The organism is Streptomyces sodiiphilus (genome assembly GCF_039529215.1).
Classification (GTDB): Bacteria; Actinomycetota; Actinomycetes; order Streptomycetales; family Streptomycetaceae; genus Streptomyces; species Streptomyces sodiiphilus.
The window spans coordinates 115066-140333 of sequence record NZ_BAAAMJ010000001.1; the positions used below are offsets into that span (position 1 = coordinate 115066).

Below are 25268 nucleotides of genomic sequence, written 5' to 3' on the forward strand. Positions count from 1 at the left end.
GCCCGGAAGCCGGGCCCGGGGCGGATGGCGGCCGGGCGTCAGTCCCGGGAGAAGCCCAGGCGGCCCAGCAGGCCCACCCGGTCGTCGGGTGCCACAGCCCCGGCACCGGCCGTAACGGTCTCGTAGACGGCGAGGATGTCGGCCCCCACCGTGGACCAGTCGAAGCGGCGCACGTGCCGGCTGCCCCGGCGGCGCAGTTCCTCCCGGCGGCCGGCGTCGCCCAGCAGCCCGACGGGCGTCGCGGCCAGGGCCTCGGCGTCCTCGTTGGGGAACAGCTGCCCCGCTTCTCCCCCGTCCAGCACCTGGGCGAAGGCGTCCAGGTTGCTGGCGAGGACGGGAGCCCCCGCCGACATGGCCTCCACCAGGATGATCCCGAAGCTTTCACCGCCGGTGTTGGGAGCCACGTAGACGTCCACGCTGCGCAGCAGCCGGGCCTTGTCCTCATCGCTGATCATGCCGAGGAACTCGACCCGGTCGCGCATCCCTTCGGGCAGCCGTCCGACGGCTTCGGCCTCGTCCCCCCGGCCGGCCACCAGCAGCCGGGTCTGCGGACAGCGCGCCAGGATGCGGGGCAAGGCCTCCATGAGCACCGGCAGCCCCTTGCGCGGCTCGTCGATGCGGCCGATGAAGCCGATGGTGCCGCCCTGCCACTCCGCCTTGGGCTCCGCACCGGCGAAGAAGCCGACGTCCACGCCGTTGGGGATGACCACGGCATCCCCGCCGAGGTGTTCCACCAGGGTGCGGCGCGCGTACTCGCTGACCGCGATCCGGGCGCTGATCTTCTCCAGGGCGGGCTGGAGGATCGGATACGCGGCGATCATCGCGCGGGAGCGCGGATTTGAGGTGTGGAACGTCGCGACGATGGGGCCCCGCGCGGTCCAGCAGGTGAGGAGAGCCAGCGACGGGGCGGCGGGTTCATGGATGTGCAGCACTTCGAAGTCGCCCTCGTGCACCCAGCGCCGCACCCGGGCCGCGGACAGGAAGCCGAAGTTGAGGCGGGCGACCGAGCCGTTGTAGGGCACCGGAACGGCGCGCCCGGCGGAGACGACGTAGGGCGGCAGCGGTGTGCCCTCGTCCGCCGGAGCCAGCACCGAGACGCTGTGCCCTTCACGGATGAGGTGTTCGGCCAGATCCCGTACGTGGAACTGGACCCCTCCGGGAACGTCCCACGAGTAGGGGCAGACGATGCCGATCTTCACGCTGTCCTCGTCTCCGCGGCTCCGGCGCGGCCGCCGGGTTCCGGCAGGTCGGCGGTCCACAGCCGCTGGAGCATGTGCCAGTCCTCCGGGTGAGCGGCGATGCCGGCGGCGAAGCAGTCGGCCACCGCCTGGGTCATGACGGCCGCCTTCTGCGCCCGGGTGCCTTCTGCGGGGACCTCGACGGGCGGGTGCACGCGCCCCTTCATGACCTGTGAGGAGTCGTACCACAAGGTGGCCGGCAGGAGCAGAGCGCCGGTCTGCAGAGCCAGTACGGCCGGCCCCGCGGGCATCCGTGCGGTCTCCCCGAAGAAGGACACCTCGACGCCGGAGGAGGACAGGTCCCGGTCCGCCACCAGTGCCACGAGCTTTCCGTGCCGCAGCCGCCGGGCCAGGGTCCCGAAGGCACCGCCGGTGTGCGGCAGGACCTCCATTCCCAGTCCCTCCCGGTAGGCCACGAAGCGGTCGTAGAGAGTCTCCGGCTTCAGCCGTTCGGCCACCGTGGTGAAGGGAGTGTCCAGTGCGGTGGTCAGCCAGGCTCCGGCCAGGTCCCAGTTGGCGGTGTGCGGCAGGGCCAGGACGACTCCGCGGTCCGAGGCGATGCCGTCGGTGAGGTGGTGGAGGTCCTCGATCTCCACCGAGGCGCGGATGCGGTCGGCACTCCACACCGGCAGCCGGAAGGACTCCATCCAGTAGCGGAGGTAGGAACGCATGCCGGCCCGGGTCAGGGCATCCAGCTCCCGGGTCCCGGCATCCGGTACGGCCCGGGCCAGGTTGGCCGTCAGCTGCCGCACGCCGCGGCCGCGGCGCCTGGTTGCGGTGTCCGCGATCCGGCGGCCCAGCGCCATCGCCACGGGTTCGGGGAGCCGTTTCACCGCGCCCCAGCCCAGCCCGTACAGCCCGTCGGTCAGCCGTTCCTTCATGTGGCCGTGCCCCCCTGCCGGTCGGCGGCGTCCGCCTCGGCGGCCTCCTTGCGGACGGTCACCACGCGCTGGACGAGAGTGATCAGGGAGCCGGCCGCGACGACCCACAGGGCGACGGGGAGCAGCAGGCCGATGTAGGGCACCCCGAACGTCTCCAGACCGGCCAGCCCGGTGCACACCAGCGTGATGACCAGCCGTTCGGCGCGCTCGACCAGGCCGTTGACCTTGACCGGGAGTCCGATGCTCTCTCCCCGGGCCTTGGTGTAGGAGACGATCTGACCGCTCGCCAGGCAGAACAGCGCCACCGCGCACAGCAGCAGGTCGTCGCCGCGTCCGGCGAACCACAGGGCCAGGGCGCCGAAGACGGCGGCGTCGGCGACCCGGTCCAGCGTGGAGTCCAGGAAGGCGCCCCAGCGGCTGGAGAGCCCGGCCTGCCGGGCCATGGTCCCGTCCACCAGGTCGGAGAACACGAAGAGGGTGATGACGACGGTGCCCCAGAAGAAGATGCCCTGCGGGTAGAACGCCAGGGCCGCGACCGTCACCCCGGCGGTCCCGATGAGTGTCACCACATCCGGACTGATCCCCATCCGCAGCAGGAGCGCGGCGAACGGAGTCAGAACACGCGTGAAGAAGGCACGCGCGTACTTGTTGAGCATGGTCTTCCCGGTGGGTCGCTGCGGGCCGGGTGGTCGAACGGCCACCGGCGGGCCCATCGTAGCCACGCCCGGGACGCACGGGGGCAGGCCCCGTGCCGTGGCCGGGGATCGACGGTTCCCGCCGGGCGAACCGCAGTCCGCCGATAGGCTGGCGTCCTGCGCGGCCACCCGGCCGCGCGCCGGCAGGTGTCGGGCACCCCGGCACCGGGAAGACCAGCCGGCAGCGGTTCGGTTCTCACGCTGGGGGCAGACGATGGCGGGCTTCGACGACCTCAAGAGCAAGGCGGGGGTGGATTTCGACTTCGCGCCAGGCGCCCAGGTCCCCCTCTCCGGAGCCGGCCGGGGGCAGACCGGTGTCAGCCATGCGATCGCCTCGGTCGCCTACCGGGACGGCGATCCGGCGGACATCCGGGCGGCCAACGACCAGGCGTCGGTGAAACCGGGGAAGTTCTCGCTGCTGGAGCCCAACCTGGGCGAAGCGTTCACACGCGCCCTGGAGACCCGGATGCTCGGCGAGGGGCGCAAGCCGCTGATCCAGTCGTTCGGCGCGGAACCCCAGACGGTTGTGGAGCACTGCCTGGCCGCCAAACGCATCCGCAAACAGCGCGACAGCAAGCTCACACTCATCATGGCGGTGTTCGCGCTGCTCTTCCTGCCCGGCGTGCTCATCTGGCTGGGCCTGTTCCAGGTACGCCGCACCCTGGCCGGTTCCCAGGACAAGCGGGCCGGGTGGTTCGGGCTGCTGATCCTGGGAGGCCTGGCACTGCTGATCGTGCTCGTCATCAGCCAGCTGCCGGTGGACGGAGGGTGGCGGCTCTATCTGTGGGCGCAGCTGCCGGCCCCGGTGCTCGCCTGGCTGTGGGCGCAGCGGGTGTGCGAGCAGACGGCGCAGAACCTGCGGGCGCACTGGGCGGACCTGCTCGGCGGCGGCGGTGCGGGGGCCCGGATCCCGGAAGCCGTACCGGAGAACCCGAACGACGCGGACGCCGAGCGGCTGCGGCTGGGGCTGGCCAAGGTGGCCGCGGAGCAGAACAGCAACATGGTCTACTACGCCGGGCCGAAGGGCATTCTCGGGATGGGCGTGCGGTGGGGCAGCTGGCAGCTCGCCGAGGAGCTCACGCCCCGCGACCCGGAGGGTGACATCGACCCCTTCCGCAGCTGGGACATCGCGCGCGCCATGCACGACCGGCTGCGCATGCTGGAGCGCGGGCCGCTGCACACCGGCGGCTTCCCCCCGCCGTCCATCGAGCACTGGGTGGTACGGCATGTGGGGGAGAACGCGGGAGCGGTCTCCCGGCCGGACGGCCCCGAGGCCGAGGCCTACAGCGTGAACGGCATCGAGGTGCAGCGGATCTGCAACGAGCAGCAGTTCGACAGTGGCGACCGGCACTACCTGGGCGTGCAGTTCGTCCTGTGGGACGGCGAGCTGGTGATCACCATGATGATCACGGTGACGGTCCTGCATCACACGCTGCGCGTCGAGGTGACGGGCCACGCGCTGGGGCCGGTGCACGGCTTCTTCCGGGAGAAGCCCGCCGGCAAGACCAAGAAGGTTCCCCATCCGGTGAAGTTCTGGACGAAGCAGGACCGGCCGCTGCCGCTGGTGGACGCCAAGGAGGTGGTGCGGCTGGCCGCCCGTGCGCCGCTGACGTGGTTCCCCAAGCAGCTCGACGCCTACGGCGGCACGCTGGCCCTGCCCGAGCCGTTCGGTCTGCGGCACACCTGGGCCACCAAGCCGTGGCGGCACCGTTTCATGGCGGACGACGCCCTGCGGGCCGCCACCCCGGTGCTGCGGGTGGCCCACGCGGCAATGCTGCGGGTTCTGGAGGAGAACGGCGTGGACACCAGCCAGTTCGGCGCCCGCGCCCAGGCCCTCAGCGGTCAGGTCCAGTCGGCCGAGCCGAAGAAGGCCGACGAGTACAACATGTGATCAGCGGCTGCCGGGCCAGGCGGCGGCGAGCATCTGCCTGGTCTCGGCCAGCAGTTGCGGCAGCACCTTGGTGTGCCCGACCACGGGCATGAAGTTCGCGTCGCCGCCCCACCGGGGCACCACGTGCTGATGCAGGTGGGCGGCGATGCCCGCCCCGGCGACCGCGCCCTGGTTCATTCCGATGTTGAACCCCTGCGCTCCGGCGGCGGCCCGTACCGCGGTCATCGCCCGCTTGGTGAGCTCGGCCAGTTCCGCTGTCTCCGGACCGGTGAGACCGGTGTAGTCGGCGACGTGCCGGTAGGGCACGAGCAGCAGGTGGCCGCCGGTGTAGGGATAGAGGTTGAGCACCGCGTAGACGGACTCCCCCCGCGCCACGATCAGGCCGTCCTCGTCGGACTTGGCGGGCAGCGAGCAGAACGGGCAGCCGTCCCCGGGCTCCGGGCCGGTCGGCTTGTTCTCGCCCTGGATGTAGGCCATCCGGTGAGGCGTCCACAGGCGCTGGAAGTCGTCCGGCGTCCCGACCCCGATCTGCTGTTCCGGCTCACTGCTCATGCGGGCCAGCATATGGCGTGCCGGTCCCGTGCCGGACGGCGGGACGGCGCCGCCTCGCACACCTTCGCGGAGGGCGGGCGGCACCGTTCCCGTCCCGGTCTCAGACCTGGGAGCGGCTGCGCACCGCGTCGGCGATCTCCGTCAGCGCCTGGTTGCGGGGGATGCCGTTCTTCTGCGAGCCGTCCCGGTAGCGGAAGCTCACCGCCCCCTGGGCGACGTCGTCGTCCCCGGCAATGATCATGAAGGGAATCTTCTGCTTCTGCGCATTGCGGATCTTCTTCTGCATGCGGTCCGAGGAGGCGTCCACCTCCATGCGCAGTCCCTGGGCCCTGGCCTGTGCGGCGAACTCCTGGAGGTAGGGAACGTGGGCGTCACCGACCGGGATACCGACCGCCTGGACCGGCGCGAGCCAGGGCGGGAAGACACCCGCGTAGTGCTCGAGCAGAACGGCGAAGAAGCGCTCGATCGATCCGAAGAGCGCCCGGTGGATCATGACCGGCCGGCGGCGCGACCCGTCCGCAGCGGTGTACTCCAGGTCGAAGCGGTCGGGCAGGTTGAAGTCGAGCTGGATGGTCGACATCTGCCAGGTCCTGCCGATCGCGTCCTTGGCCTGGACGGAGATCTTCGGCCCGTAGAAGGCCGCTCCTCCCGGGTCCATGACCAGCTCCAGTCCCTGCTTGCCGGCCGCCTGCCGCAGGGCTTCGGTGGCCCGCTCCCAGTTCTCGTCGGAGCCGATGGACTTCTCCGGGTCCCGGGTGGACAGTTCCAGGTAGAAGTCCTCCAGGCCGTAGTCGCGCAGCAGGTTCAGCACGAAGGTGAGCAGCGAGTCGAGCTCGTCGGCCATCTGCTCCCGGGTGCAGTAGATATGCGCGTCGTCCTGGGTGAAGCCCCGGGCCCGGGTGAGGCCGTGCACGACACCGGACTTCTCGTAGCGGTAGACGGTGCCGAACTCGAACAGACGCAGCGGCAGTTCCCGGTAGGACCGGCCCCGCGCCCCGAAGATCAGGTTGTGCATCGGGCAGTTCATCGGCTTCAGGTAGTAGTCCTGGCCGCCGTCGAGCTGCATCGGCGGGTACATGCCGTCGGCGTACCAGTCGAGGTGGCCCGAGCGCTCGAAGAGCTGGCCCTTGGTGGCGTGCGGGCTGTAGACGAACTCGTACCCGGATTCCTCGTGCCGGCGGCGCGAGTAGTCCTCCATGACCCGGCGGACCGTACCGCCACGCGGATGGAAGACGGCCAGTCCGGAACCGATCTCCTCGGGAATGGAGAAGAGATCGAGCTCGGCACCGAGCCGGCGGTGATCCCGCTTCTCGGCCTCCGCGAGGAACTCCAGGTACTCCTTCAGTGCCTCCTTCGACGGCCAGGCGGTGCCGTAGATCCTCTGCAGCTGCGGGTTGCGCTCGCTGCCGCGCCAGTAGGCGGCCGCCGAGCGCATCAGCCTGAACGCCGGGATGTACCGGGTGCTGGGCAGGTGAGGACCGCGGCACAGGTCCCGCCAGCACAGCTCACCGCTCTTGGGGTCGATGTTGTCGTAGATGCTCAGTTCCCCCGCGCCCACCTCCGCGGACGCTCCCTCGGCTGCGTCCGCGGCGGCACCCTTGAGGCCGATGAGTTCGAGCTTGTACGGCTCGGCGGCCAGTTCCTCACGCGCCTCCTCGTCACTGACGGCCCGGCGGGAGAAGCGCTGCCCCTGCTTCTGGATCTGCTGCATCCGCTTCTCGATGCGCCGCAGGTCCTCCGGGTGGAAGGGCGCCTCGACGTCGAAGTCGTAGTAGAAGCCGTCCTTGATGGGCGGGCCGATGCCGAGCCGGGCTTCCGGGAAGAGCTCCTGGACCGCCTGCGCCATGACGTGGGCGGTGGAGTGCCGCAGGATGTCCAGGCCGTCGGGGGAGGTGATCTCCACGGGGAGAATCTCCTGCCCGTCGGCGAGCGGGTGCGCCAGGTCCCTCAGCTCGCCGTCGATGCGGGCGGCCACGACCGAGCGGTCGCCCTCGAAGAGCGCGGCGGCCGTCGTGCCCAGGGTCACCACGCGTTCTTCCCGCTCGGAATCACGATGGATGGTCACGCGGACGTCCGACACCGGTCTCTCCTGACGTTTGTCCCGGGAAATGCAGCAGGCGCTGCGCCGTGGCATCCTACCGACGGGCAGATCCCGCCGCGAAACGGATATGCGCGGCCCGAACACGCAGCACCCGGAAACAGTGATGCCGGACCGTCAGGGACGGCCCGGCATTTCGGGGATGTGGGCGATACTGGGTTCGAACCAGTGACCTCTTCGGTGTGAACGAAGCGCTCTCCCACTGAGCTAATCGCCCCGGTGGTGCCCTGCGGCACGGTGAGAACCATACAGTGCCGCCCGGCCCTCATCCAAACCGGTCTCGGGCGGACCCCGGGCGCCGGGTGCGTCACGCATACGGAAGGGGCCGGCATTCAAGCCGGCCCCTTGCGGAGTGTGGGCGATACTGGGTTCGAACCAGTGACCTCTTCGGTGTGAACGAAGCGCTCTCCCGCTGAGCTAATCGCCCGGGTGCGGCAGCCACACTACCTCACCGGAGATCATCCCCGCACCGCCCGCCGCCCGGGCCGGAGGAAGCCCGCCCCGGACACGGAATGTGGCCAGCCGCCCCGTCATCGCATACCGGACTCCTCCATTCGAATGATGCCAATCGGGGCAATTGAGTCAGAGGGGTTTACACCCGGCGCACAGGAGGCATGTGGACTTCGCCGACGTGCGAATCCCCGAGCGCACACTGAGCGAAAGGCCCTGGCGCTTATGAACACCACGGTCAGCTGCGAGCTGCACCTGCGCCTCGTCGTATCGAGCGAGTCCTCACTGCCTGTTCCCGCGGGGCTGCGGTATGACACAGCGGACCCCTACGCCGTCCACGCCACCTTCCATACCGGAGCGGAGGAAACCGTCGAGTGGGTTTTCGCCCGTGATCTCCTCGCCGAAGGCCTGCACCGGCCCACCGGCACCGGCGACGTCCGGGTGTGGCCCTCCCGCAGCCATGGTCAGGGGGTCGCCTGCATCGCCTTGAGCTCCCCGGAGGGCGAGGCGCTGCTGGAGGCTCCGGCGCGGGCGCTGGAATCATTTCTCAAGCGCACCGAGGCGGCGGTGCCGCCGGGCACCGAGCATCGCCACTTCGATCTGGACACAGAGCTCTCGCACATCCTCGCCGAGAGCTGAGACCCGCCGGTTTCCGTGCCGTCCGACTCGGGGCGACGGCGCGGAACCGGCGCGGGACGGGCGGCAGCCGGCACGTGGGCGCCGCGGCCGTGCGGAGCACCGGTTAGAGTCTGGCAACCGGCGACCGCACGGCCGGTGACGACCGCCGCCCCTCCGGATCCGGAGCGATGCTTTGCTGATCAACCACGACACCCGGTGCGCCCTGGAGAGCGTGGTGGACCTGCTGAACACCGCCCCGCAGGACTCCGCCGCAGACCAACTGGCGGATGTCGGTGCCCTGCGGACCTTCGTCGACTGCCACCGGATCAGCGACGTCGGAACGCTGGGTGAGCGGGATCTCCGGGCGGTGCGGAAGGTCCGGGAGCGGTTCGCGGACGTCTTCGCGGCCGGCTCGGACCGGGCCGCCGCGGAACTGATCAACTCGATGGTGGCGGCGGCGGGGACAACACCACGGCTGACGGACCACGACGAGCACTCCTGGCACGTGCACTACTTCGCCCCCGGGGCATCGGTCGCCGACCATCTGGCGGCCGACTGCGGTATGGCCCTGGGCTTCATCATCGTGGCAGGGGAACGCGAGCGGCTGCGGCACTGCGAGGCGCCCGACTGCAAGCGGGCCTTCGTCGACCTGTCGAGGAACCGCTCGCGCCGCTACTGCGACAGCCGGACCTGCGGCAACCGGCTGCACGTCGCCGCGTACCGGGCGCGGCGCCGCTCCTCCGCCCCGCAGGCACGGTAGTCACCGCGGGGCGGGCGGACGGATCACAGGAGGAACAGGTCATGCACCCCCGTGATGAGCAGCAGAGCGCCGATGACCGCGAGGAACAGCATCAGCGGCGGTTGGGACAGAGCGAACAGGCAGCCGCGGGGACGCGGCGGCTCCACCGGAGCCGGATGCGTGACCGCGGGTGGTTCGTCGGGTTCTGGTCGGGGGCCGGGAGCCTGCTCCCTCGTGATGTGCGCCATTTCGCGGCGATGATCGCCCAAGCGCCCATGCGTGGCACATCAACACGCCCTGTATGCGCCAGAATTCATCAGATTCCGTGTTTCTTCAGGATCGCCTCGATATCCGAGAAGTCGTCCGCGCCGCCGGCTCCGGCCGGAGCGCCCCCGGGCCGCTCACGGGTGGCGGGGAGGGCCTGAGCGGGCTCGCCGGCGGAAGCCGCAGGCGGCCGGGCGGTTCCGTGGCCCCGGCGGTCCGCGAACCTGGCCCCGAGGAACATCAGCACGGCCAGGGCCAGCACTCCGAAACCCGCCCAGGCCAGCGGATTGAAAGTCATGTTCAGGACGAATCGCACCACCCCCGTCATGGCCAGTCCCACGGGCAGCAGTGACACGGCGGCCACCCGGAGGGCCGTCGCGAACCGACGGCGACGGGCCACCAGGAAGGCGATCCCCAGGCCGGCGGCGGAGATTACGGCACAGGCTGTCGTAATGAGCATGTCTCCATCCTGCCCTGCCGGGCGGCTCGCGGGCCACGCCCGGGCGCCGGACCGCCGCGCCGGCCCGGATACGGCGAGCCGGCCGAGGCCCTCGCCACCCCCGTGCGCCGGTCCTGGAAGACTGAACCCATGAACGACACCGACAAGCGCGCCGTCCTCGAGGTGTGGTGCGACCTCCAGTGCTCCGACTGCCACCGGGCGCTGGCCGATCTCCGGGTGCTGCGCGAGCGGTTCGGCGACGCCCTGGAGATCCGCCGCCGCCACTTCCCACTGCCTGGGCACCGGCACGCCCTGGCCGCCGCCCAGGCGGCCGAGGAGGCCGCCGCCCAGGGCAGGGGCGAGGAGTACACCCAGGCGCTGCTGGCCAGGACCGGTGACCTCGCGCGCGGCGGCACCCGGGTGCTGCTGGAGGTGGCTTCCGGCCTCGGGCTGGACGCCGAGGAGATCGACACCGCGCTGATCGACGGGCGGCATCTGCTGGCCGTCGATGCCGACCAGGCCGAGGGACAGGCCATCGGGGTCACCGGGACACCGACCTATGTGGTCGGTGGTCTCCGGCTGGACGGCGGCAGGAGCCAGGACGGTCTGCTGGAGCGGATCACGGAGGCGGTGGAGGCGCAGCTCACGGCGCGGGAGGGGGCTGCCGCACGGACCGACGGCTGAGCCGCGTCGGCGCCGCCGCGCGGCCGAGGCGACCGGTCCGCGGTCACAACAGCTTGTGGAAGGACCGGGTGACAGTGCGGTACCCCAGTGACCGGTACAGCGCTCGCGCCGCGGCGTTGCCCTCCACCACGTGCAGACCGAGGGTGCGTGCCCCTGCCGCGCGGCAGACGCGTTCGGCCTCGTACATCAGCGTCCGCCCGTGCCCGCGCCCGCGGTGGGCCGCGGCGACCTCGACGGAGAAGACGAAGCCCTCGGTGGGGAGCGGCAGCCCCTCCCCCGTGGACACCCACAGGGTTCCCACATCGTTGCCCTCGTGCATGAGAACCCGCACCGCCGACCCTTCGCTGTCCGGCCCGTCGGGAAGGTGACGCCGGTGCGTCTCGTCGGCGATCGCGCCGGCGCGGGCGGACGACAGGCCGCGCCCGGTGCAGGTGCGCACGAATCCGGCCTTCTCGGCCTCCAGCCAGCCCGGGTACCGCGCGGGGCTCATGTCCTCCAGCGTACTGCCGGGCGGGGGCGGCGGTGTGTGCCCGGGGACCTCCTTGGACATCATCCGGCCGTCCGCGGCGTATCCGAGCAGCCCGGCCAGTCGTGTCGCGCCTCCGGCATCTGCCGGCACACTCACCCCGAGGTGCCGGCATCCCCAGTCGCGCAGTACCTCCTCGGCCGCCAGCGCCGCGACGGTGGCTCGCCCGCGGCGGCGGTCGGGCTCCTCGACGGACAGCTCCTCGATGCGGCCGGCGGTGCCGCCCGGGCCGGAGTCCGCGGAGAGCCGGAGGGTCCCCACCGGCCGGGCGTTGTCACAGATGGTGAAGGTCCGGGTGCGAGTGCCGTCCGCGGTCCGCTCCTCGGGGCCGTCCGGCCGCAGTGTGGTGGTCACGCCGCCATTCCTACCCGCGGCAGCTGCCCGCGGCACCCCCGCGACGGCGGTCACGGGTCGATGTCGGCCGCCGAGCGCTCCTGGAAGACCCGCAGGGCCCGCTCCGTCACGGGGCCGGGGACCTCGGGGATGTCCCGGCCGTCGACGCGCCGCACCGCCTGTACGTCGCGCAGGCTGGAGGTCAGGAAAACCTCCTCGGCCCGCTCCAGCACATCCATCGGCAGGTCGGTCTCCTTGGCGCCCACCCATTCGAGGACCAGGGCCCGGGTGATGCCGGCCAGCGGACCGGCGGACAGCGGCGGGGTGTGCGGCTCTCCGTCGAGCACCACGAAGACATTGCTTCCGGTGCCCTCGCACAGGTGTCCGGCGGTATTGGCGAACAGGGCCTCCGAGGCCGCCTCCTGGCGGGCCCGGGCCAGGGCGAGCACGTTCTCCGCGTACGAGGTGGTCTTCAGGCCGGCCAGTGCGCCGTTCTCGTTGCGGGACCACGGAACGGTGATGACCGCGGTGGTGTCGGGGCGGCGGGTCGCGCGCCCGTGGGCGACGACCAGGGTGGGGCGCGCGTGTCCCCGGGCGGAACTCAGCGGGGACCGCCCGGCGGTGAAGGTGATCCGCAGGCGGCCCAGCGGCAGCGGCTCGGCCGCGAGGACCTCCCGGCAGGCGCGGGTCACCTCGTCCCGGTCCGGCTCCCCGAGCCCGAGACCGGCGGCCGACGCGGCGAGCCGGTCCAGGTGGCGGGTCAGCGCGAACGGCCTGCCCTCCACTGTCTTGAGGGTCTCGAACACGCCGTCACCGACGGTCAGTCCGTGGTCGAAGACCGATACCTGTGCGCTGTCCTCGTCCCGCAGCGCACCGTCCAGCCAGATAAGGCCCATGGTCACTGCCCTCCCGTCGCGATCGTCTGCCGTTCCCCGGACGCTACCGCGAGCAGCCGGGAAGCCTTGAGTTCGGTTTCGCGCCACTCCCGTTCCGGGTCGGAGTCCCAGGTGATGCCCGCGCCGGTGCCGAAGCACAGCCGGGCGCCCGCGGGGTCGTCACGCTCGATCCAGAAGGTCCGGATGCCCACCGCGAGCATGCCGGTGCCGCGGTCCGCGTCCACCCAGCCGATCCCCCCGCAGTAGGGGCCGCGCGGGACTGTCTCCAGCGACTCGATGATGCGCAGCGCACTGGACTTGGGTGCCCCCGTCACCGAACCGGGTGGGAAGGTTCCGGCGAGCAGCGCCGGCCAGCCGGTGTCCGCGCGCAGACGCCCTTCGACGGTGGAGACCAGATGGACAAGTCCGGGGTGAGCCTCGGTGACACACAGCGCGGGAACAGTCACCGAGCCCGGTTCGCAGACGCGGCCGAGGTCGTTGCGGACCAGGTCCACGATCATCACGTTCTCGGCGTGATCCTTCTCCAGCAGGTCCTCGGCGGTACGGCCGGTGCCCTTGATCGGCCCCGATTCGACGACCCGGCCGCCGCGGCGCAGGTAGAGCTCCGGGGACGCGGTGGCGATCTCGATGCCACGGGCGGGCAGGCGCACGGTACCCGCGTAGGGCGCCGGGTTTCCCCGGGCGAGCCGGGCGGTGAGGGCGTCGATGTCCGGCGGGCCGTCGGCCGTCTCCAGGGGCGCGCTCAGCACCCGGCACAGATTGGCCTGATACACCTCCCCCGCGGCAATGTGCTCGCGGATCCGCCGGACTCCCGCGAGGTACTCCTCGCGCCCGAGGGAGCTGCGCCACCGGGTGGGGTCCGGCCCCTTCCAGCGGCCGGGAGGCGGGGCCGGGGCGGACACCACGGAGTCGAACCGGGCGCACACCAGCCGCCCCTCGAAGTCCGCGACCACCGCCCACCATCCCGAGGACTCCAGCGCCTCGGCGTCGCCGGTGACGTCACGCAGCCCGGTGGCGAGGAGCCCGCCGAAACGGGCGATCGGGGGAATGTCGTGCACGTGTGCGAGTCTAGGGCGGTTCCGGCCGGGGTGCCGGTCCGGCCCCCGGCACTCCGGGCCGCGGCGCGGTACTGAGTTTGAGCTGGCCGGGGAATCCGCTAGAGTTCATGACGTCACCGGGTCGCGGTTCCCGCGGTCCGGAGGCGGTTTCCGCGGACGTAGCTCAGCTGGTAGAGCACCACCTTGCCAAGGTGGGGGTCGCGAGTTCGAATCTCGTCGTCCGCTCGAAGGGGGTCATCCCCCCTCGGTGGAGTGGCCGAGAGGCGAGGCAACGGCCTGCAAAGCCGTCTACACGGGTTCAAATCCCGTCTCCACCTCCATGGACGATTAGCTCAGCGGGAGAGCGCTTCCCTGACACGGAAGAGGTCACTGGTTCAATCCCAGTATCGTCCACTGGGCCCCACAAGGGCCCGTCCCGCGCGATTAGCTCAGCGGGAGAGCGCTTCCCTGACACGGAAGAGGTCACTGGTTCAATCCCAGTATCGCGCACGCGGAACCTCGCATCGCGGACGATTAGCTCAGCGGGAGAGCGCTTCCCTGACACGGAAGAGGTCACTGGTTCAATCCCAGTATCGTCCACCATCGGCCGGAGGCCGGGGGAGCTGGCTGCTCCCCCGGCCTCCGGTTGTTGCGCCCTGCGCTCGCTCCGATGTCCCGGTCAGCGTCGGAGGAGGCCGGCGACGGTGGAGACGTGGGCGGCGATGGCGTCCACGCCACCGAAGACAACGGCCAGGGCGAGTCCCAGAGGAAGCACGATCGCGGCAGCCACCAGCGGATGCCTTCGTCCGGCCGCGCCCGCGGCAGGCGCCGGAACCGGCCCGGACGCAGCCCTGGTGCCCGGTGACACGTGTGCCATCTCAGCCCTCCTGCCGGTTCGTCACGGCGGCGGGCCGATGTTCCCGGGGGACGGGTGCGGCGCCCACCGCCAGATCCAACAGTAGGCAGTGGCACGGCTCCTGACGTCCGCCCGGCGTACCGTTCGCAGGGCATCCCCCAGGATGACGCGTCCCCGGCGGACTACTCCCCACGGTGGATTCCCTGGTGTGTGTCTCCGGATCCGCCCCCGGGGCGCGGCCTTTCGGCACTCGGGGCGCACAGTCCGTAAGCTGTGGCCCAGCACAAGGACCGGCGACGAGGATGGACATGGCGATGATGCGGCTCCGGCGCGAGGACCCGCGAGTCGTCGGCGCGTTCAAGCTCCACCGGCGGCTGGGCGCCGGCGGCATGGGCGTGGTGTATCTCGGCTCGGACCGGCGCGGCCAACGGGTCGCCCTGAAGGTCATCAGGCCCGACCTCGCCGAGGACCAGGAGTTCCGTTCACGGTTCGCCAGGGAGGTATCGGCCGCGCGGCGGATCCGGGGCGGATGCACGGCCCGGCTGGTGGCGGCCGATCTCGACGCGGACCGGCCGTGGTTCGCCACCCAGTACGTGCCCGGGCCGTCCCTGCACGACAAGGTCATGACCGAAGGCCCCCTGCCGGCTTCGGAGACCGCCGCCATCGGTGCCGCGCTGGCGGAGGGTCTGCTGGCCGTGCACGAGGCGGGGGTGGTGCACCGGGACCTCAAACCGTCCAACATCCTGCTGTCGCCCAAGGGCCCCCGGATCATCGATTTCGGCATCGCCTGGTCCACTGGCGCCAGCACCCTGACCCGGGTGGGAACAGCCGTGGGCTCCCCCGGTTTCCTCGCTCCCGAGCAGGTCCGCGGAGCGGCGGTCACCGCGGCCACGGACGTCTTCTCGCTCGGTGCCACGCTGGCGTACGCCGCCCTGGCCGATTCACCGTTCGGCCAGGGCAGTTCGGAGATCATGCTGTACCGGGTGGTGCACGAGGAGCCGCAGTTGCACGGGGCTCCGGCCGCGCTGGCCCCCCTGATCCGCTCCTGCCTGGCCAAATCCCCCCAGGAGCGCCCCAGCACACTGCAGCTCTCCCTGCGTCTCAAGGAGATCGCGGCACGTGAGGCGCGCGGTGTCGGCCATGCGCGCCGCGCAGGGCCCCCGGAGCCGGTGGCACCGAGCCGGCCGGCCGCCTCCATGCCCGGCCCGGCCGAGGCGCAGGCCCGCTCCGCCGCTCCCGCTCCTGTGCTGCCCCGGCGCCCGGCGGACTCCCGCCCGGCCCGCGGCCGGGCGCACCCGGCCGCCGGCCCGGGCCGCGGCCCCGGCGCCGGACTGGACCGCCGGCTGCTGCGCCAGAGGCTGATCGTCTTCGTCACCGTGACGCTGATGGTGGCGCTCGGGATCGCCGCCGCTCAGGGGTGCCAGGGCCCCGCCCAGAGCCTGGGTCCCCTGCTGGGCTGAGGCCTCGGCCGCCCTGCCGGTCAGGGTTCGCGGGGGGTCAGGGCGTAGAACGCGACGGCTGCCGCGGCTGCGACATTGAGCGAGTCCACGCCCCGGGCCATCGGAATGCGCACCCGCGCGTCGGCAGCGGCGAGCGCCCGGCGCGAGAGCCCCTCCCCCTCGGCCCCCAGAAGCAGCGCCGTCGGTCCCGCGTTCCGCTCTGCCTCCTGTGCGATGGACTGCGCGTCACTGTCCGGTGTGAGGGCGAGCAGCCGGAAACCCGCCTCGCGCAGGTCCTCCAGGCAGTGCGGCCACCGGTCCACCCGCGCGTAGGGCACGGTGAAGACGGCCCCCATCGAGACCTTGACCGCGCGCCGGTAGAGCGGATCCGCGCAGTCCGGGGAGAGCAGCACCGCGTCGATGCCCAGCGCGGCGGCGCTCCGGAAGAGGGCACCGATGTTGGTGTGGTCGTTCACGCCCTCCAGCACGGCCAGCCGCCGCGCGCCCGCCAGCACGCCGGCGGCGGAGGGCAGCGGGAGGCGCCGCATGGCGGCGAGCGCCCCGCGGTGCACGTGATAACCGGTGACCTGCTCGGCCACGCCAGGGTCCACGACGTAGACCGGGACGGCTGGCTGCCGGACGAGATCCCCCATGGCATCGAGCCACTTGTCCGTCAGCAGCACGGACCGCGGCGGGTATCCGGCGGCCAGCGCCCTGCGGATCACCTTCTCGCCCTCCGCCATGAACAGCCCTTCGGCCACTTCCCGGGTTCGGCGCAGGGCGACATCGGTGAGCGCGGTGTAGTCGCTCAGCCGGGGGTCCGCGGGATCGGTGATCCGGACAGGGGCACTCATCTGGAGCCGACCTCGACCACGTCCCCGATGACGATGACGGCCGGAGGCCGGATGTCCTCCTCGCGGATCCGGCGCTGCACGTCGGCCAGCGTGGCGTCCACCCGGCGTTCGGCGGCGGTGGTGCCTTCCTGGATCACCGCCACCGGCGTGTACGCCGGGCGCCCGCTGCCGACCAGGGCTTCGGCGATGGCACCTATGCGCTCGACCGCCATCAGCAGCACCAGGGTGCCGCGCAGCCGGGCCAGCGCGGGCCAGTCGACGAGAGAGCGCGGATCGTCGGGGGCGACGTGCCCGCTGACCACGGTGAACTCGTGGGCGACCCCACGGTGGGTGACGGGGATGCCCGCCACGGCGGGCACGCTGATGGCGCTGGTGATCCCGGGCACCACGGTGACCGGGATGCCCGCCTCGGCCAGTGCCTGCGCCTCCTCCATCCCCCGCCCGAAGACGTAGGGATCACCGCCCTTCAGGCGCACCACCGACTTTCCTGCCCGGGCGTGCTCGATGAGTGCGGCGTTGATCGCCTCCTGGGCCATCGCCCGTCCGTAGGGGATCTTCGCCGCGTCGATCACCTCCACATGCGGGGGGAGCTCGTCCAGAAGATCGCGTGGACCGAGCCGGTCGGCGATGACGACATCGGCCTGGGCAAGCAACCTCCTGCCGCGGACCGTGATCAGATCGGGGTCCCCGGGACCGCCTCCCACAAGGGCCACGCCGAAGGCTCGGCGTCGGTGCCGGGGAGCCGCCAGGGTACCGTCCCTCAGTCCCTCCACCACAGCGTCCCGGACAGCCGCGGAGCGGCGGGGGTCGCGTCCGGTGAGGACCGCGACCGTGACACCGTCGCTGCGCCCGGTGGCAGGCGTCCACGCGGTGGCGGCCTCCGCGTCGTCGCTGCGGACGCACCACGCCCGCCGCTCCTCGGCCTCCTGGGACGCGGCGTCGTTGACCTCGGGGTCGTCGGTGGCGATCAGGACGTACCAGGCCCCCTCCACGTCGCCGGGCCGGTAGCCGCGCCGCTCCCAGCGCAGCTCCCCGGCCTCGGCCATGGCCTGGACGGACGGCGTGACCTCCGGTGCGACCAGCTGGATGTCCGCCCCGGCCGCCAGCAGCGTGGGCAGTCTGCGCTGGGCGACGGTGCCGCCGCCGAGCACGAGCACGCGGCGTCCGGTCAGGCGGAGTCCGACGGGGTATGCGGGATGATCGGGCATGGCGGGCGCGGGCTCCTCGGCGCTGTGACGATCGGTCGTGAGGCCGCTGCGGCACCGGAGCGGCGGGAAGGGGGACGGGCCTGTGCGGATCACCCTACGGCGCCGCCCGGCCCCGCGCTGCGTCGCACCTCACGCGAGCGGGCCGGGCGGCGGGGAGGTGATCAGTTCTTGTCGGTGACACCCGCCGAGTCGAACGTGGCGACTTCGCGCATCGCCCGGGCCGCACTCTGTACCACCGGCAGCGCCAGCAGCGCCCCCGTCCCCTCGCCCAGGCGCAGGTCGAGATCGACCAGCGGGCGCAGTCCCAGGGCGGTGAGGGCGGCCATGTGGCCCGGCTCGGCGCTGCGGTGACCCGCGATGCACACGGACACCGCCTCGGGTGCGATGGCCCGGGCGGCCAGGGCAGCGGCCCCGGCGCTGACACCGTCGAGGATGACGGGCACCCGCAGCGACGCACCTCCCAGGACCAGCCCGGCGATGGCGGCGTGCTCCAGCCCGCCCACGGCGGCCAGCACCCCGACCGGGTCGGCCGGGTCGGGCCGGTGCAGTTCCAGGGCCCGCCGCACCACTTCGATCTTCCGGGCGTGGGTCTCGTCGTTGATCCCGGTGCCCCGGCCGGTGACCTCGGCCGGATCGGCCCCGGTGAACGCGGCGATGAGGGCAGCCGAGACCGTGGTGTTGGCGATGCCCATCTCACCGGTGAGCAGTGCGCGGTTGCCGGCTGCGACCAGGTCCCGGGCCGTCTCGATGCCCACCTCGAGGGCGCGCAGCACCTCTTCCCTGGTCAGGGCCGGCCCAGCGGTGAAATCGGCGGTCCCGGCCCGTACCTTGCGGGGCAGCAGGCCGGGGGTGGCCGGCAGCTCGCTCCTGACCCCGACGTCCACCACGCAGACCTCGGCTCCGACCTGAGCGGCGAACGCGTTGCACACCGCTCCCCCGCCCAGGAAGTTCGCCACCATCTGCGCCGTGACTTCCTGCGGCCAGGCGGTGACCCCTTGGGCGTGCACCCCGTGGTCGCCGGCGAACACGGCCACCGCGGCCGGCTCGGGCAGGGGGGGCGGACAGCTGCGGGAGAGCCCGCACAGCTGGGCGGAGATGATCTCCAGGGCGCCCAGCGCGCCGGCCGGTTTGGTCATCCGCTTCTGCCGCTCCCAGGCCTCGCCCAGGGCCTGGGCGTCGAGCGGGCGGATCTCCTCCAGGGTCTCGCTGAGGAGGTCGTGCGGTTCGGCGCCGGGCAGCGCGCGGCGGCCGTAGGACTCCTCGTGGACGACCCAGGACAGCGGCCGGCGGCGGGACCAGCCGGCCTGCAGCAGTTCGGGTTCGTCCGGGAACTCGTCGACGTAGCCGACGCACAGATAGGCGACGATCTCCAGGTGTTCGGGCAGTTCGAGGGAGCGGACCAGTTCGCGCTCGTCGAAGAAGCTGACCCAGCCCACGCCCAGCCCTTCGGCGCGCGCGGCCAGCCACAGGTTCTCCACGGCGAGCGCCGCGGAGTACGGAGCCATCTTCGGCTGGGTGTGGCGGCCCAGGGTGTGCCGGCCGCCCCTGGTGGGGTCGGCGGTCACCACGATGTTGACCGGGGTGTCGAGAATGGCCTCGACCTTGAGCTCCTTGAACTGCTTGGCCCGTGCCTTGGGCAGCGACTTGGCGTAGGCCTCGCGCTGCCGCATGGCCAGCCGGTGCATCTGCTCCCGGGTCTCGGCGGAGCGGATGATGACGAAGTCCCAGGGCTGGGAGTGACCCACGCTCGGCGCGGTGTGCGCGGCCTCCAGCACCCGCAGCAGCACGTCGTGCGGGATCGGGTCGGAGCGGAAGCCGTTGCGGATGTCACGGCGGTCCCGCATGAGCCGGTGCACGGCCTCGCGCTCGGCCGCGGCGTAGCCGGGGGCGGGCGGGGCCGTCTCGGCCTCCTGACGCGGACCGGGGACCGTCACCGGCAACGGCCCGGCGTGCGGGGCGTGAGCAGGCTGCTCGGGGTCGTCACCGGCATCCGCCGGCTGCGGTTCCTGCGCCGCCACGGCCGGTGCCTGCGGTGCGGGGGCCTGCGGTGCGCTTGGCGGGACGGACTCGTCCTGCCGGCCGGCCGGCGCCCGGCCGGCCTCCGGTCCGTGCGCCGCTTCCGGCTCCGTCGTGGCCGGCTGTTCCTGTGCCGCCGGTTCCGGACGGGCGCCCGACGCGTCCCCGGCAAGGTCCTCCTGCGGCTGCGGGGCGGGGGGCTGCCAGGAGCCGGGCTGCGAGGGAAGCCCGGCGGGCTGCGGGCCGGCAGGCGGCACCGCGGCACCGGTCGCGGGGTGCGGCACCGGGGCCATGGCGTAGGCCCCGGGTACGGCCTCCGGGGAGGCCTGCGGCCCCGGGGGGAGGGAGCCGTCGTCCTCGGCCGGGCCCGCCGCGGCCGGCTCCGGACGCGGCGCAGCACTCACCGCAGCACTCACCGCAGGGCCCGCGGTCTCCCCCGGTTCCTGAGCCGGGGCGTCCGGGTGCACGGGGCCGTGCGCCGCCGTGCTCTGCGGCCCCGGGTGCCCGCCGGCGAACGGGTGCGCCTCCGGGGACTGCCCGCTCACCGGGGCGGCGTGGCGCTGCGGGACAGCGACGGCTTCGCCCCATGCCCCGTGCGAGCCGGGCATGAGAAGGTCCTCCTCCTCGATGTCACCGGCATCCCCCGGCACGCCCGGGAACGGGTAGGCCGCAGGGGCCGGGGCGGCCGGCGGCTGCGGCTGTGCACCTGCCTGTTCCAGCTGTCCCCCGTCGGGAACCTGGCCGGTGTCCGTCATGCGTACCCCTCGCCCATCGGTAGTGCTCCTTCCAACCCCGGCGGGTGCGCCGCGCCCTGCAGTGAAGAACGAGCGTGCCCGCCGTGCGGCACGAGTTCCGTCCGCACCATCCGGACATCCATGGACGAATCCTCAAGTCCGGCCCGTGGCGCAACGATCCATCAGCGTACCCGGGGCAGAGCCACCGGGTGCCCCCACCCGCGCCCGGACGTCCGTTTCATCCGCACGTGTCCCTTGCTCACGCGCGGCGGGCGGACAGCAGGAAGGCGACCGTGCGGCCGCTCTCGGACCAGTGCCGGGTCTCCAGTTCCACCGACTGGAGCAGCGTGCAGTCCACTGCGTAACCGGCGCCCGTCAGCACCTGCCCCACCCTCTCCGCCTCGTCCCGGGTCATGACATGCGTCACCAACCGCTGCGGGCGGCGGTCGGCACAAGCGGTGAGCGTGCGCGGGCCGCCACCGCCGACACGGATGAGATCCGGCTCGGGAAGATCCTCCAGCACCTGCGGCGCCACTCCGTGGACCACCTGGAGCTGGACACCGAGGCGGCGCGCGACGGCCTCGGTGCGTGCGCAGGCCTCCGCGTCACGGTCCACCGCGATGACGGCCGCTCCCAGCCGCGCGGCCTCCAGCGCGGCCAGCCCGCTCGCGGTCCCCACATCCCACAGCAGGTCTCCGGGCCGGGGGCCGAGCGCGGCCAGTTGCAGGGCCCTCAGCCGGGGGTTGCCGCCCGGTCCTTCGGTGCCGGGCACGGGAACCGGGCCGAAGTAGGCGGCGGTGTCCAGCCCCCATCCCCTCGGGTGGCTGTCGGCGACCGGGTCGGCACCGGCCAGCCAGCCGCTGCCCGCCGCGGCGGAGGCGGGGGCGCCCGTCCCGCCGACGACGATCACCAAGTTCGGGTCCGTCCATCGGTGCTGGGCGACCTTGTCCGAGGTCAGAACCGAGACGCGTTCGCGTTCGGTGCCCAGCGCCTCGCAGACCACGAACGTGCGGTGGTCCCTGCCCAGCAGCAGGGCGATCTCGGCCGGCCCCGCGCCCGGTGAGGTGAGCACCGCCACCTTGGGGTGAGCCCGGCAGACATTGACCGCGCGCCGCAGGGTCCGGCGTCCGGCCACCACGATGCGCGCGTCGTCCCAGGGCATGCCCGCACGGGCGAAGGCCGCGGCCACCGCCGTGACCGCGGGCACCACTTCGACCTCCAGCCCGTACCTCGGATCGCGCAGCGCGCGCACCACGCCGAAGAAGCCCGGGTCGCCGTCGGCCACCACCACGGCGGTGCCCCTGTGCGCCGCGATACGCTCGGCCGCGACCGAGACGCTGCCGAGTTGCACCAGTTCTGCGCCGGGGGGAATCTGGGGCAGCGTCAGATGCCGGGGGGCGCCGGCCACCAGGGTCGCGGCACCGAGCGCGGCCCGGGCCGCCGGCGCCGGCGGGGAGCCGTCCCATCCGATCACCGTGACACGGTCGGCCATGCTCGGGGCGCTCCTGATCGTCGCAGGTGGGGAACGCGAAGAGCGTACCCCCGATCGCCCGGGAGGACGGCCGTCCGGAACGGCACCGGTCAGCCGGCGACGGAGTCCTCGAGATCCTCCGGGAGCAGACCCCAGACGATGACATCCGTGCGGATGTCGGTCCAGCCCCCGTCCTCGGTCCTCGAACGCACGACGGTGGCATTGCGCAGGATGCCCTCGCTGACGCAGCCGATCTTCTGCGCCACCTGCTGGGAGGCACTGTTGCCCGCCGCGGTGCGCAACTCCAGTCGCTCGAAGCCCTGGCCGGTGAAGAGCCACTGGGCCGCGGCCAGGACGGCTTCCGCGGCGTACCCCTCGCCGCGCGCCCAGGGCCCCACCACGAAGCCCACCTCCGCGGTCCGTCTCTCCCAGTCGGTCTTCATGATGTGGACGACGCCGACCAGCCGGTGGGTGAGAAGTTCGGTGACGGCGAAGACGATGCCCCGGCCGCCGGTCCGCTCGGCCGGCGCCTGACGGGTCGCCCACTCCCGGGCATCGGCCACGGTGTAGGGAGCCGGGACCGAGGTCCAGGCCGCGGTGAGCTCGTCGTTCATCATGTCGGTGAGCTCGGGGATGTCCGCTTCCTCGAACGGCCGCAGCACGAGCCGGTCCGTGCTGATGGAGATGTCGGGGAAGATGGATGTCATGCGCCGCTCCATACCTGGGGTCCGACGGACAGCATGCAGCATGATCCACCACCCGTGCAGCGCGCCGCCCGTCCGGGGCCAGGGGCGGACCTCCCGGCACATCGCAGTAAAGTCGGCGGCATGCTCACCCCCCTCACGGTCACGACCGGCGTGGCCGCCCTGTTGCTGGCCGCCTGGTGCGGCTGGGCGGCCCTGCGCGACCAGCCCGCCAAGGACTGGCACTACGGCGGAATGGCCGTGGTGACCCTGCTCGCGGTCGCCCAAGTGGTGGTCGGGGCGGTGAAGCTGGCCTCCGGGGAGCGTCCGGCCGGGGACGGCACGGCCGTGTTCGTGTCCTACCTGGTGTCCGTCGCCGCCTGCGTGCCCCTGGTGGCACTGGTCTCCCTGGGGGAGCGCAACCGCTGGGGCTCGGCCACGGTCGCCGCCGGAGCCCTGCTGGCCGCCGTGCTCCAGGTGCGGCTCGCCGATGTCTGGGGAGGCTGAGATGACCGGAACGACCCGGGTGACACCCGGGACCGCGCAGGCCCCGGCCCGCGCCGGGATGCGCCACGGGCCGGGGCTGCTGCTGGTGACCCTGTACACGATCTTCACCGTGGGGGCGACGTCCCGCTCCGTCTACCAGCTCTCCACCCGGTTCGACGAGGCCCCGCTGGCCTATCTGCTGTCGCTGCTGGCCGCGGTGGTGTACGCCTTCATCACGCTCGCCCTCGTCCGCGGCGGGGAGGGCTCCCGCAGGGCGGCGCTGGTCGCCTGCGCGGCGGAGCTCGCGGGGGTGCTGACGGTCGGCACGTGGACGGTCCTCGACCCGGCCGCGTTTCCCGACGCCACCGTGTGGTCCCACTACGGCATGGGATATCTGTTCATCCCGTTGATCCTGCCACTGACCGGCCTGTACTGGCTGCGCCGCTCCCGGCTCCCGTCCTGACAGATTGTCGCCGGGCTCCGGCCGGGNAGGGAGCTCAGGCGCCGGCCGTCATCGGCTGCCGGAGCGCCGGTTCCCCGGTCTCTCCGGCATGCTTCTCCAGTGTGATCATCCGCAGTCGGCGGGACACCTCCTCGGTGGCCACCGGGGCATAGCCGAGTGTCCGGTAGAGCCGGAGCGTGGCATCGCTGCGGTGCCCGGCGGACAGCCGGTACCGGGTGGCGGCGCCGTCCTCGGCGAGCCGTGCCTCGATCGCCCGCATCAGCCGCTTGCCCAGCCCGTGCCGCTGCATCCGTGGGTGCACGACGAGCGTGCCGATGCGCCCCGTGCCGTCCTCGTCCACCGTGCCACGCACCGAGCCCACGATCTCGTCCCCGAGCCGGGCCACAAGTACGCAGGAGGCCGCCAGTTCGGTGCGCAGCGCGTCCAGGGTCTGGGTGAGCGGTTCGATCCGGTAATCGCCGTACAGTTCGGCCTCGGACTGGTAGCACAGATACTGAAGCTTCAGTATCTGTTCGGCGTCCTGCCCGGTTGCCCTGCCGATGGTGACACTCATCCCCATGCCGCACGCCTCCTCAGCGAGGTGATAACCGGCTGCGCAGATGAGGGTCGCGCGGGCCGGCCTGTGATGCCCTGACGGCGCGGGTACGCCCCGTGCCGTCAGCATTGTCCGCGGGAAAGCGGACTCCGGGGAACGGATCGGGCGCACAACCGCTGTGATATTCCCGACTCCGAAGGTGGTTTAGCACCAGGACGCCATGATTCGCAGGAGGGGAGGCGGAGACACGGTCCCGGGAAGCCGGAGCGCGCGGCGCCGGCGGTCCCGGCAGGAGGCCGGCGGACCGGAGCCGCCCATCCACTGTGTGAACCTGCTGTGCGCGGAGGGCGGACACGCGAGTATCGTCCCGATCTGCGTGACAGTGAACGGCAACCATCACGACCGGAGGGCACGTTGTCCCGATTCCTGCTGCTCAAGGCGCTTCTCGGCCCGTTGCTGAAGGTGCTTTTCCGGCCGCGTGTCGAGGGCGCGGAGCAGATTCCCGGCAGCGGCCCGGTCATCCTGGCGGGCAACCATCTGACCTTCATCGACTCGATGATCCTGCCCCTGGTCACCGGGCGCCGGGTGTTCTTCATCGGAAAGAACGAGTACGTGACCGGGCGCAGCCTGAAGGGGCGGCTGATGGCCTGGTTCTTCACCGGAGTGGGAATGGTGCCGGTGGACCGCGACGGGGCCCGCGGGGGCGTGGCCGCGCTGATGACCGGCCGGCGGATTCTGGAGGAGGGGAAGGTCTTCGGTATCTACCCCGAAGGGACCAGGTCCCCCGACGGCCGGCTGTACCGGGGACGCACCGGCATCGCCCGGCTGACGCTGATGACGGGTGCCCCGGTGGTGCCGTTCGCGATGATCGGCACGGACCGGGTGCAGCCGGGCGGCCGGGGGCTGCCACGGATCGGCCCGGGGCGCCGCGTCACGGTGCGTTTCGGCCGGCCGCTGGACTTCTCCCGGTACGACGGCATGGACCGGGACCGCTACGTGCTGCGCGCCGTCACCGACGAGGTGATGACCGAGGTGATGCGGCTGTCCGGCCAGGAGTACGTCGACATGTACGCCACCAAGGCAAAGGCCGCCTGAGCGGGGCTACGATGTCGCACTGCAGGGGCAGGCAACGGCCGCCGGTCCCGGTCTTCCTCCGTATCCGGCACGACGGCTCCCCCGGAA

24 protein-coding genes and 7 tRNA genes are annotated in these 25268 nt (G+C 72.3%); 13 read left to right on the plus strand and 18 right to left on the minus strand.

Annotated features, from left to right (window positions below):
• Positions 1-38: 38 nt before the first annotated feature.
• From ABD299_RS00560 to pgsA, 3 genes are read right to left on the minus strand one after another with little or no spacing between them, the layout of a single operon-like run.
• Positions 39-1199, minus strand: coding sequence for a glycosyltransferase family 4 protein (locus ABD299_RS00560; RefSeq protein WP_344257864.1), 1161 nt, complete (start codon positions 1197-1199; stop codon positions 39-41).
• Entirely contained in the window at positions 1196-2119 is a 924-nt protein-coding gene (locus tag ABD299_RS00565; protein ID WP_344257866.1) for a phosphatidylinositol mannoside acyltransferase, read from the minus strand. Before ABD299_RS00565 ends, ABD299_RS00560 begins: the two co-directional genes overlap by 4 nt.
• The gene (pgsA, locus tag ABD299_RS00570; RefSeq protein ID WP_344257940.1) at positions 2116-2775 is read right to left on the minus strand and encodes a phosphatidylinositol phosphate synthase; all 660 of its coding nucleotides are present in this window, start codon (positions 2773-2775) and stop codon (positions 2116-2118) included. The genes ABD299_RS00565 and pgsA overlap by 4 nt, the downstream gene beginning before the upstream one ends.
• A gap of 253 nt (positions 2776-3028) precedes the next feature.
• Between pgsA and ABD299_RS00575 the strand changes: the two genes are divergently transcribed.
• Complete coding sequence (locus tag ABD299_RS00575) at positions 3029-4705, plus strand: hypothetical protein (protein WP_344257868.1); 1677 nt, start codon at positions 3029-3031, stop codon at positions 4703-4705.
• On the opposite strand, the gene ABD299_RS00580 is transcribed toward ABD299_RS00575, so the two are convergent.
• From ABD299_RS00580 to ABD299_RS00595, 4 genes are all read right to left on the minus strand, one after another.
• Positions 4706-5269: an HIT family protein gene (locus ABD299_RS00580; RefSeq protein ID WP_344257870.1), complete on the minus strand. Its 564-nt coding sequence runs from the start codon at positions 5267-5269 to the stop codon at positions 4706-4708.
• 88 nt (positions 5270-5357) lie between these two features.
• On the minus strand, positions 5358-7337 hold the full coding sequence (gene thrS, locus ABD299_RS00585; protein WP_344257872.1) for a threonine--tRNA ligase: 1980 nt from the start codon (positions 7335-7337) through the stop codon (positions 5358-5360).
• Between the two features lie 163 nt (positions 7338-7500).
• Positions 7501-7572, minus strand: a tRNA-Val gene (locus ABD299_RS00590).
• A 138-nt stretch (positions 7573-7710) separates the two neighbouring features.
• Positions 7711-7782 (minus strand) — tRNA-Val (locus ABD299_RS00595).
• Positions 7783-8030: 248 nt separating this feature from the next.
• Between ABD299_RS00595 and ABD299_RS00600 the strand changes: the two genes are divergently transcribed.
• Together ABD299_RS00600 and ABD299_RS00605 are read left to right on the plus strand one after the other, a co-directional pair.
• Entirely contained in the window at positions 8031-8444 is a 414-nt protein-coding gene (locus tag ABD299_RS00600) for an SsgA family sporulation/cell division regulator (RefSeq protein WP_344257874.1), read from the plus strand.
• A 172-nt stretch (positions 8445-8616) separates the two neighbouring features.
• Positions 8617-9183 (plus strand): CGNR zinc finger domain-containing protein, encoded by a 567-nt coding sequence (locus ABD299_RS00605; RefSeq protein WP_344257876.1) that lies wholly within the window; start codon positions 8617-8619, stop codon positions 9181-9183.
• Between the two features lie 23 nt (positions 9184-9206).
• Here ABD299_RS00605 and ABD299_RS00610 read toward each other — a convergent pair whose 3' ends face one another.
• Complete coding sequence (locus tag ABD299_RS00610) at positions 9207-9410, minus strand: hypothetical protein (protein WP_344257878.1); 204 nt, start codon at positions 9408-9410, stop codon at positions 9207-9209.
• 68 nt (positions 9411-9478) lie between these two features.
• A complete protein-coding gene (locus ABD299_RS00615; protein WP_344257880.1) occupies positions 9479-9886 on the minus strand; it encodes a hypothetical protein in 408 nt (135 codons plus the stop codon).
• Positions 9887-10015: 129 nt separating this feature from the next.
• On the opposite strand from ABD299_RS00615, the gene ABD299_RS00620 reads away from it, so the two are divergent.
• Positions 10016-10549, plus strand: a complete 534-nt coding sequence (locus ABD299_RS00620) for a DsbA family protein (RefSeq protein WP_344257882.1) — start codon at positions 10016-10018, stop codon at positions 10547-10549.
• A gap of 43 nt (positions 10550-10592) precedes the next feature.
• On the opposite strand, the gene ABD299_RS00625 is transcribed toward ABD299_RS00620, so the two are convergent.
• Genes ABD299_RS00625 through ABD299_RS00635 form a run of 3 tightly spaced genes read right to left on the minus strand, consistent with a single transcriptional unit; the run spans position 10593 to position 13362 of the window.
• Entirely contained in the window at positions 10593-11429 is an 837-nt protein-coding gene (locus ABD299_RS00625) for a GNAT family N-acetyltransferase (RefSeq protein WP_344257884.1), read from the minus strand.
• Between the two features lie 50 nt (positions 11430-11479).
• The gene (locus ABD299_RS00630; protein ID WP_344257886.1) at positions 11480-12304 is read right to left on the minus strand and encodes an aminotransferase class IV; all 825 of its coding nucleotides are present in this window, start codon (positions 12302-12304) and stop codon (positions 11480-11482) included.
• A 2-nt stretch (positions 12305-12306) separates the two neighbouring features.
• Positions 12307-13362 (minus strand): chorismate-binding protein, encoded by a 1056-nt coding sequence (locus tag ABD299_RS00635; RefSeq protein WP_344257888.1) that lies wholly within the window; start codon positions 13360-13362, stop codon positions 12307-12309.
• A 152-nt stretch (positions 13363-13514) separates the two neighbouring features.
• Between ABD299_RS00635 and ABD299_RS00640 the strand changes: the two genes are divergently transcribed.
• The 6 genes from ABD299_RS00640 (at position 13515) to ABD299_RS00665 (ending at position 15657) form a co-directional block, all read left to right on the plus strand.
• A tRNA-Gly gene (locus ABD299_RS00640) sits at positions 13515-13587 on the plus strand.
• Between the two features lie 21 nt (positions 13588-13608).
• Positions 13609-13682: transfer RNA gene (locus ABD299_RS00645), tRNA-Cys, on the plus strand.
• A 1-nt stretch (position 13683) separates the two neighbouring features.
• Positions 13684-13755: transfer RNA gene (locus ABD299_RS00650), tRNA-Val, on the plus strand.
• A gap of 24 nt (positions 13756-13779) precedes the next feature.
• A tRNA-Val gene (locus ABD299_RS00655) sits at positions 13780-13851 on the plus strand.
• An 18-nt stretch (positions 13852-13869) separates the two neighbouring features.
• Positions 13870-13944 (plus strand) — tRNA-Val (locus tag ABD299_RS00660).
• A 561-nt stretch (positions 13945-14505) separates the two neighbouring features.
• Entirely contained in the window at positions 14506-15657 is a 1152-nt protein-coding gene (locus ABD299_RS00665) for a serine/threonine-protein kinase (RefSeq protein WP_344257941.1), read from the plus strand.
• A gap of 20 nt (positions 15658-15677) precedes the next feature.
• Here the strand turns inward: ABD299_RS00665 and ABD299_RS00670 are convergent, their stop codons facing one another.
• The 5 genes from ABD299_RS00670 to ABD299_RS00690 all read right to left on the minus strand — a co-directional run bounded on the left by ABD299_RS00670 (position 15678) and on the right by ABD299_RS00690 (position 22626).
• Positions 15678-16490: a TrmH family RNA methyltransferase gene (locus ABD299_RS00670; protein WP_344257890.1), complete on the minus strand. Its 813-nt coding sequence runs from the start codon at positions 16488-16490 to the stop codon at positions 15678-15680.
• Positions 16487-17698 carry a uroporphyrinogen-III C-methyltransferase gene (cobA, locus tag ABD299_RS00675; RefSeq protein ID WP_344257892.1) on the minus strand — a complete coding sequence of 404 codons (1212 nt, stop codon included), beginning with the start codon at positions 17696-17698 and terminating at the stop codon, positions 16487-16489. The genes ABD299_RS00670 and cobA overlap by 4 nt, the downstream gene beginning before the upstream one ends.
• Positions 17699-17859: 161 nt before the next feature.
• Entirely contained in the window at positions 17860-20469 is a 2610-nt protein-coding gene (cobT, locus tag ABD299_RS00680) for a nicotinate-nucleotide--dimethylbenzimidazole phosphoribosyltransferase (RefSeq protein WP_344257894.1), read from the minus strand.
• A 238-nt stretch (positions 20470-20707) separates the two neighbouring features.
• Complete coding sequence (gene cbiE, locus ABD299_RS00685; RefSeq protein WP_344257896.1) at positions 20708-21940, minus strand: precorrin-6y C5,15-methyltransferase (decarboxylating) subunit CbiE; 1233 nt, start codon at positions 21938-21940, stop codon at positions 20708-20710.
• Between the two features lie 89 nt (positions 21941-22029).
• On the minus strand, positions 22030-22626 hold the full coding sequence (locus ABD299_RS00690; RefSeq protein ID WP_344257898.1) for a GNAT family N-acetyltransferase: 597 nt from the start codon (positions 22624-22626) through the stop codon (positions 22030-22032).
• Positions 22627-22746: 120 nt separating this feature from the next.
• Here ABD299_RS00690 and ABD299_RS00695 point away from each other — a divergent pair, with 120 nt between their 5' ends.
• Both ABD299_RS00695 and ABD299_RS00700 read left to right on the plus strand, forming a co-directional pair.
• Positions 22747-23109 (plus strand): hypothetical protein, encoded by a 363-nt coding sequence (locus tag ABD299_RS00695; protein WP_344257900.1) that lies wholly within the window; start codon positions 22747-22749, stop codon positions 23107-23109.
• 1 nt (position 23110) lies between these two features.
• Entirely contained in the window at positions 23111-23551 is a 441-nt protein-coding gene (locus tag ABD299_RS00700; RefSeq protein WP_425581219.1) for a hypothetical protein, read from the plus strand.
• A gap of 34 nt (positions 23552-23585) precedes the next feature.
• Here the strand turns inward: ABD299_RS00700 and ABD299_RS00705 are convergent, their stop codons facing one another.
• Positions 23586-24110, minus strand: a complete 525-nt coding sequence (locus ABD299_RS00705; protein WP_344257902.1) for a GNAT family N-acetyltransferase — start codon at positions 24108-24110, stop codon at positions 23586-23588.
• Positions 24111-24500: 390 nt separating this feature from the next.
• Here ABD299_RS00705 and ABD299_RS00710 point away from each other — a divergent pair, with 390 nt between their 5' ends.
• Positions 24501-25181 carry a lysophospholipid acyltransferase family protein gene (locus tag ABD299_RS00710; RefSeq protein ID WP_344257904.1) on the plus strand — a complete coding sequence of 227 codons (681 nt, stop codon included), beginning with the start codon at positions 24501-24503 and terminating at the stop codon, positions 25179-25181.
• The last annotated feature ends 87 nt before the right edge of the window (positions 25182-25268 follow it).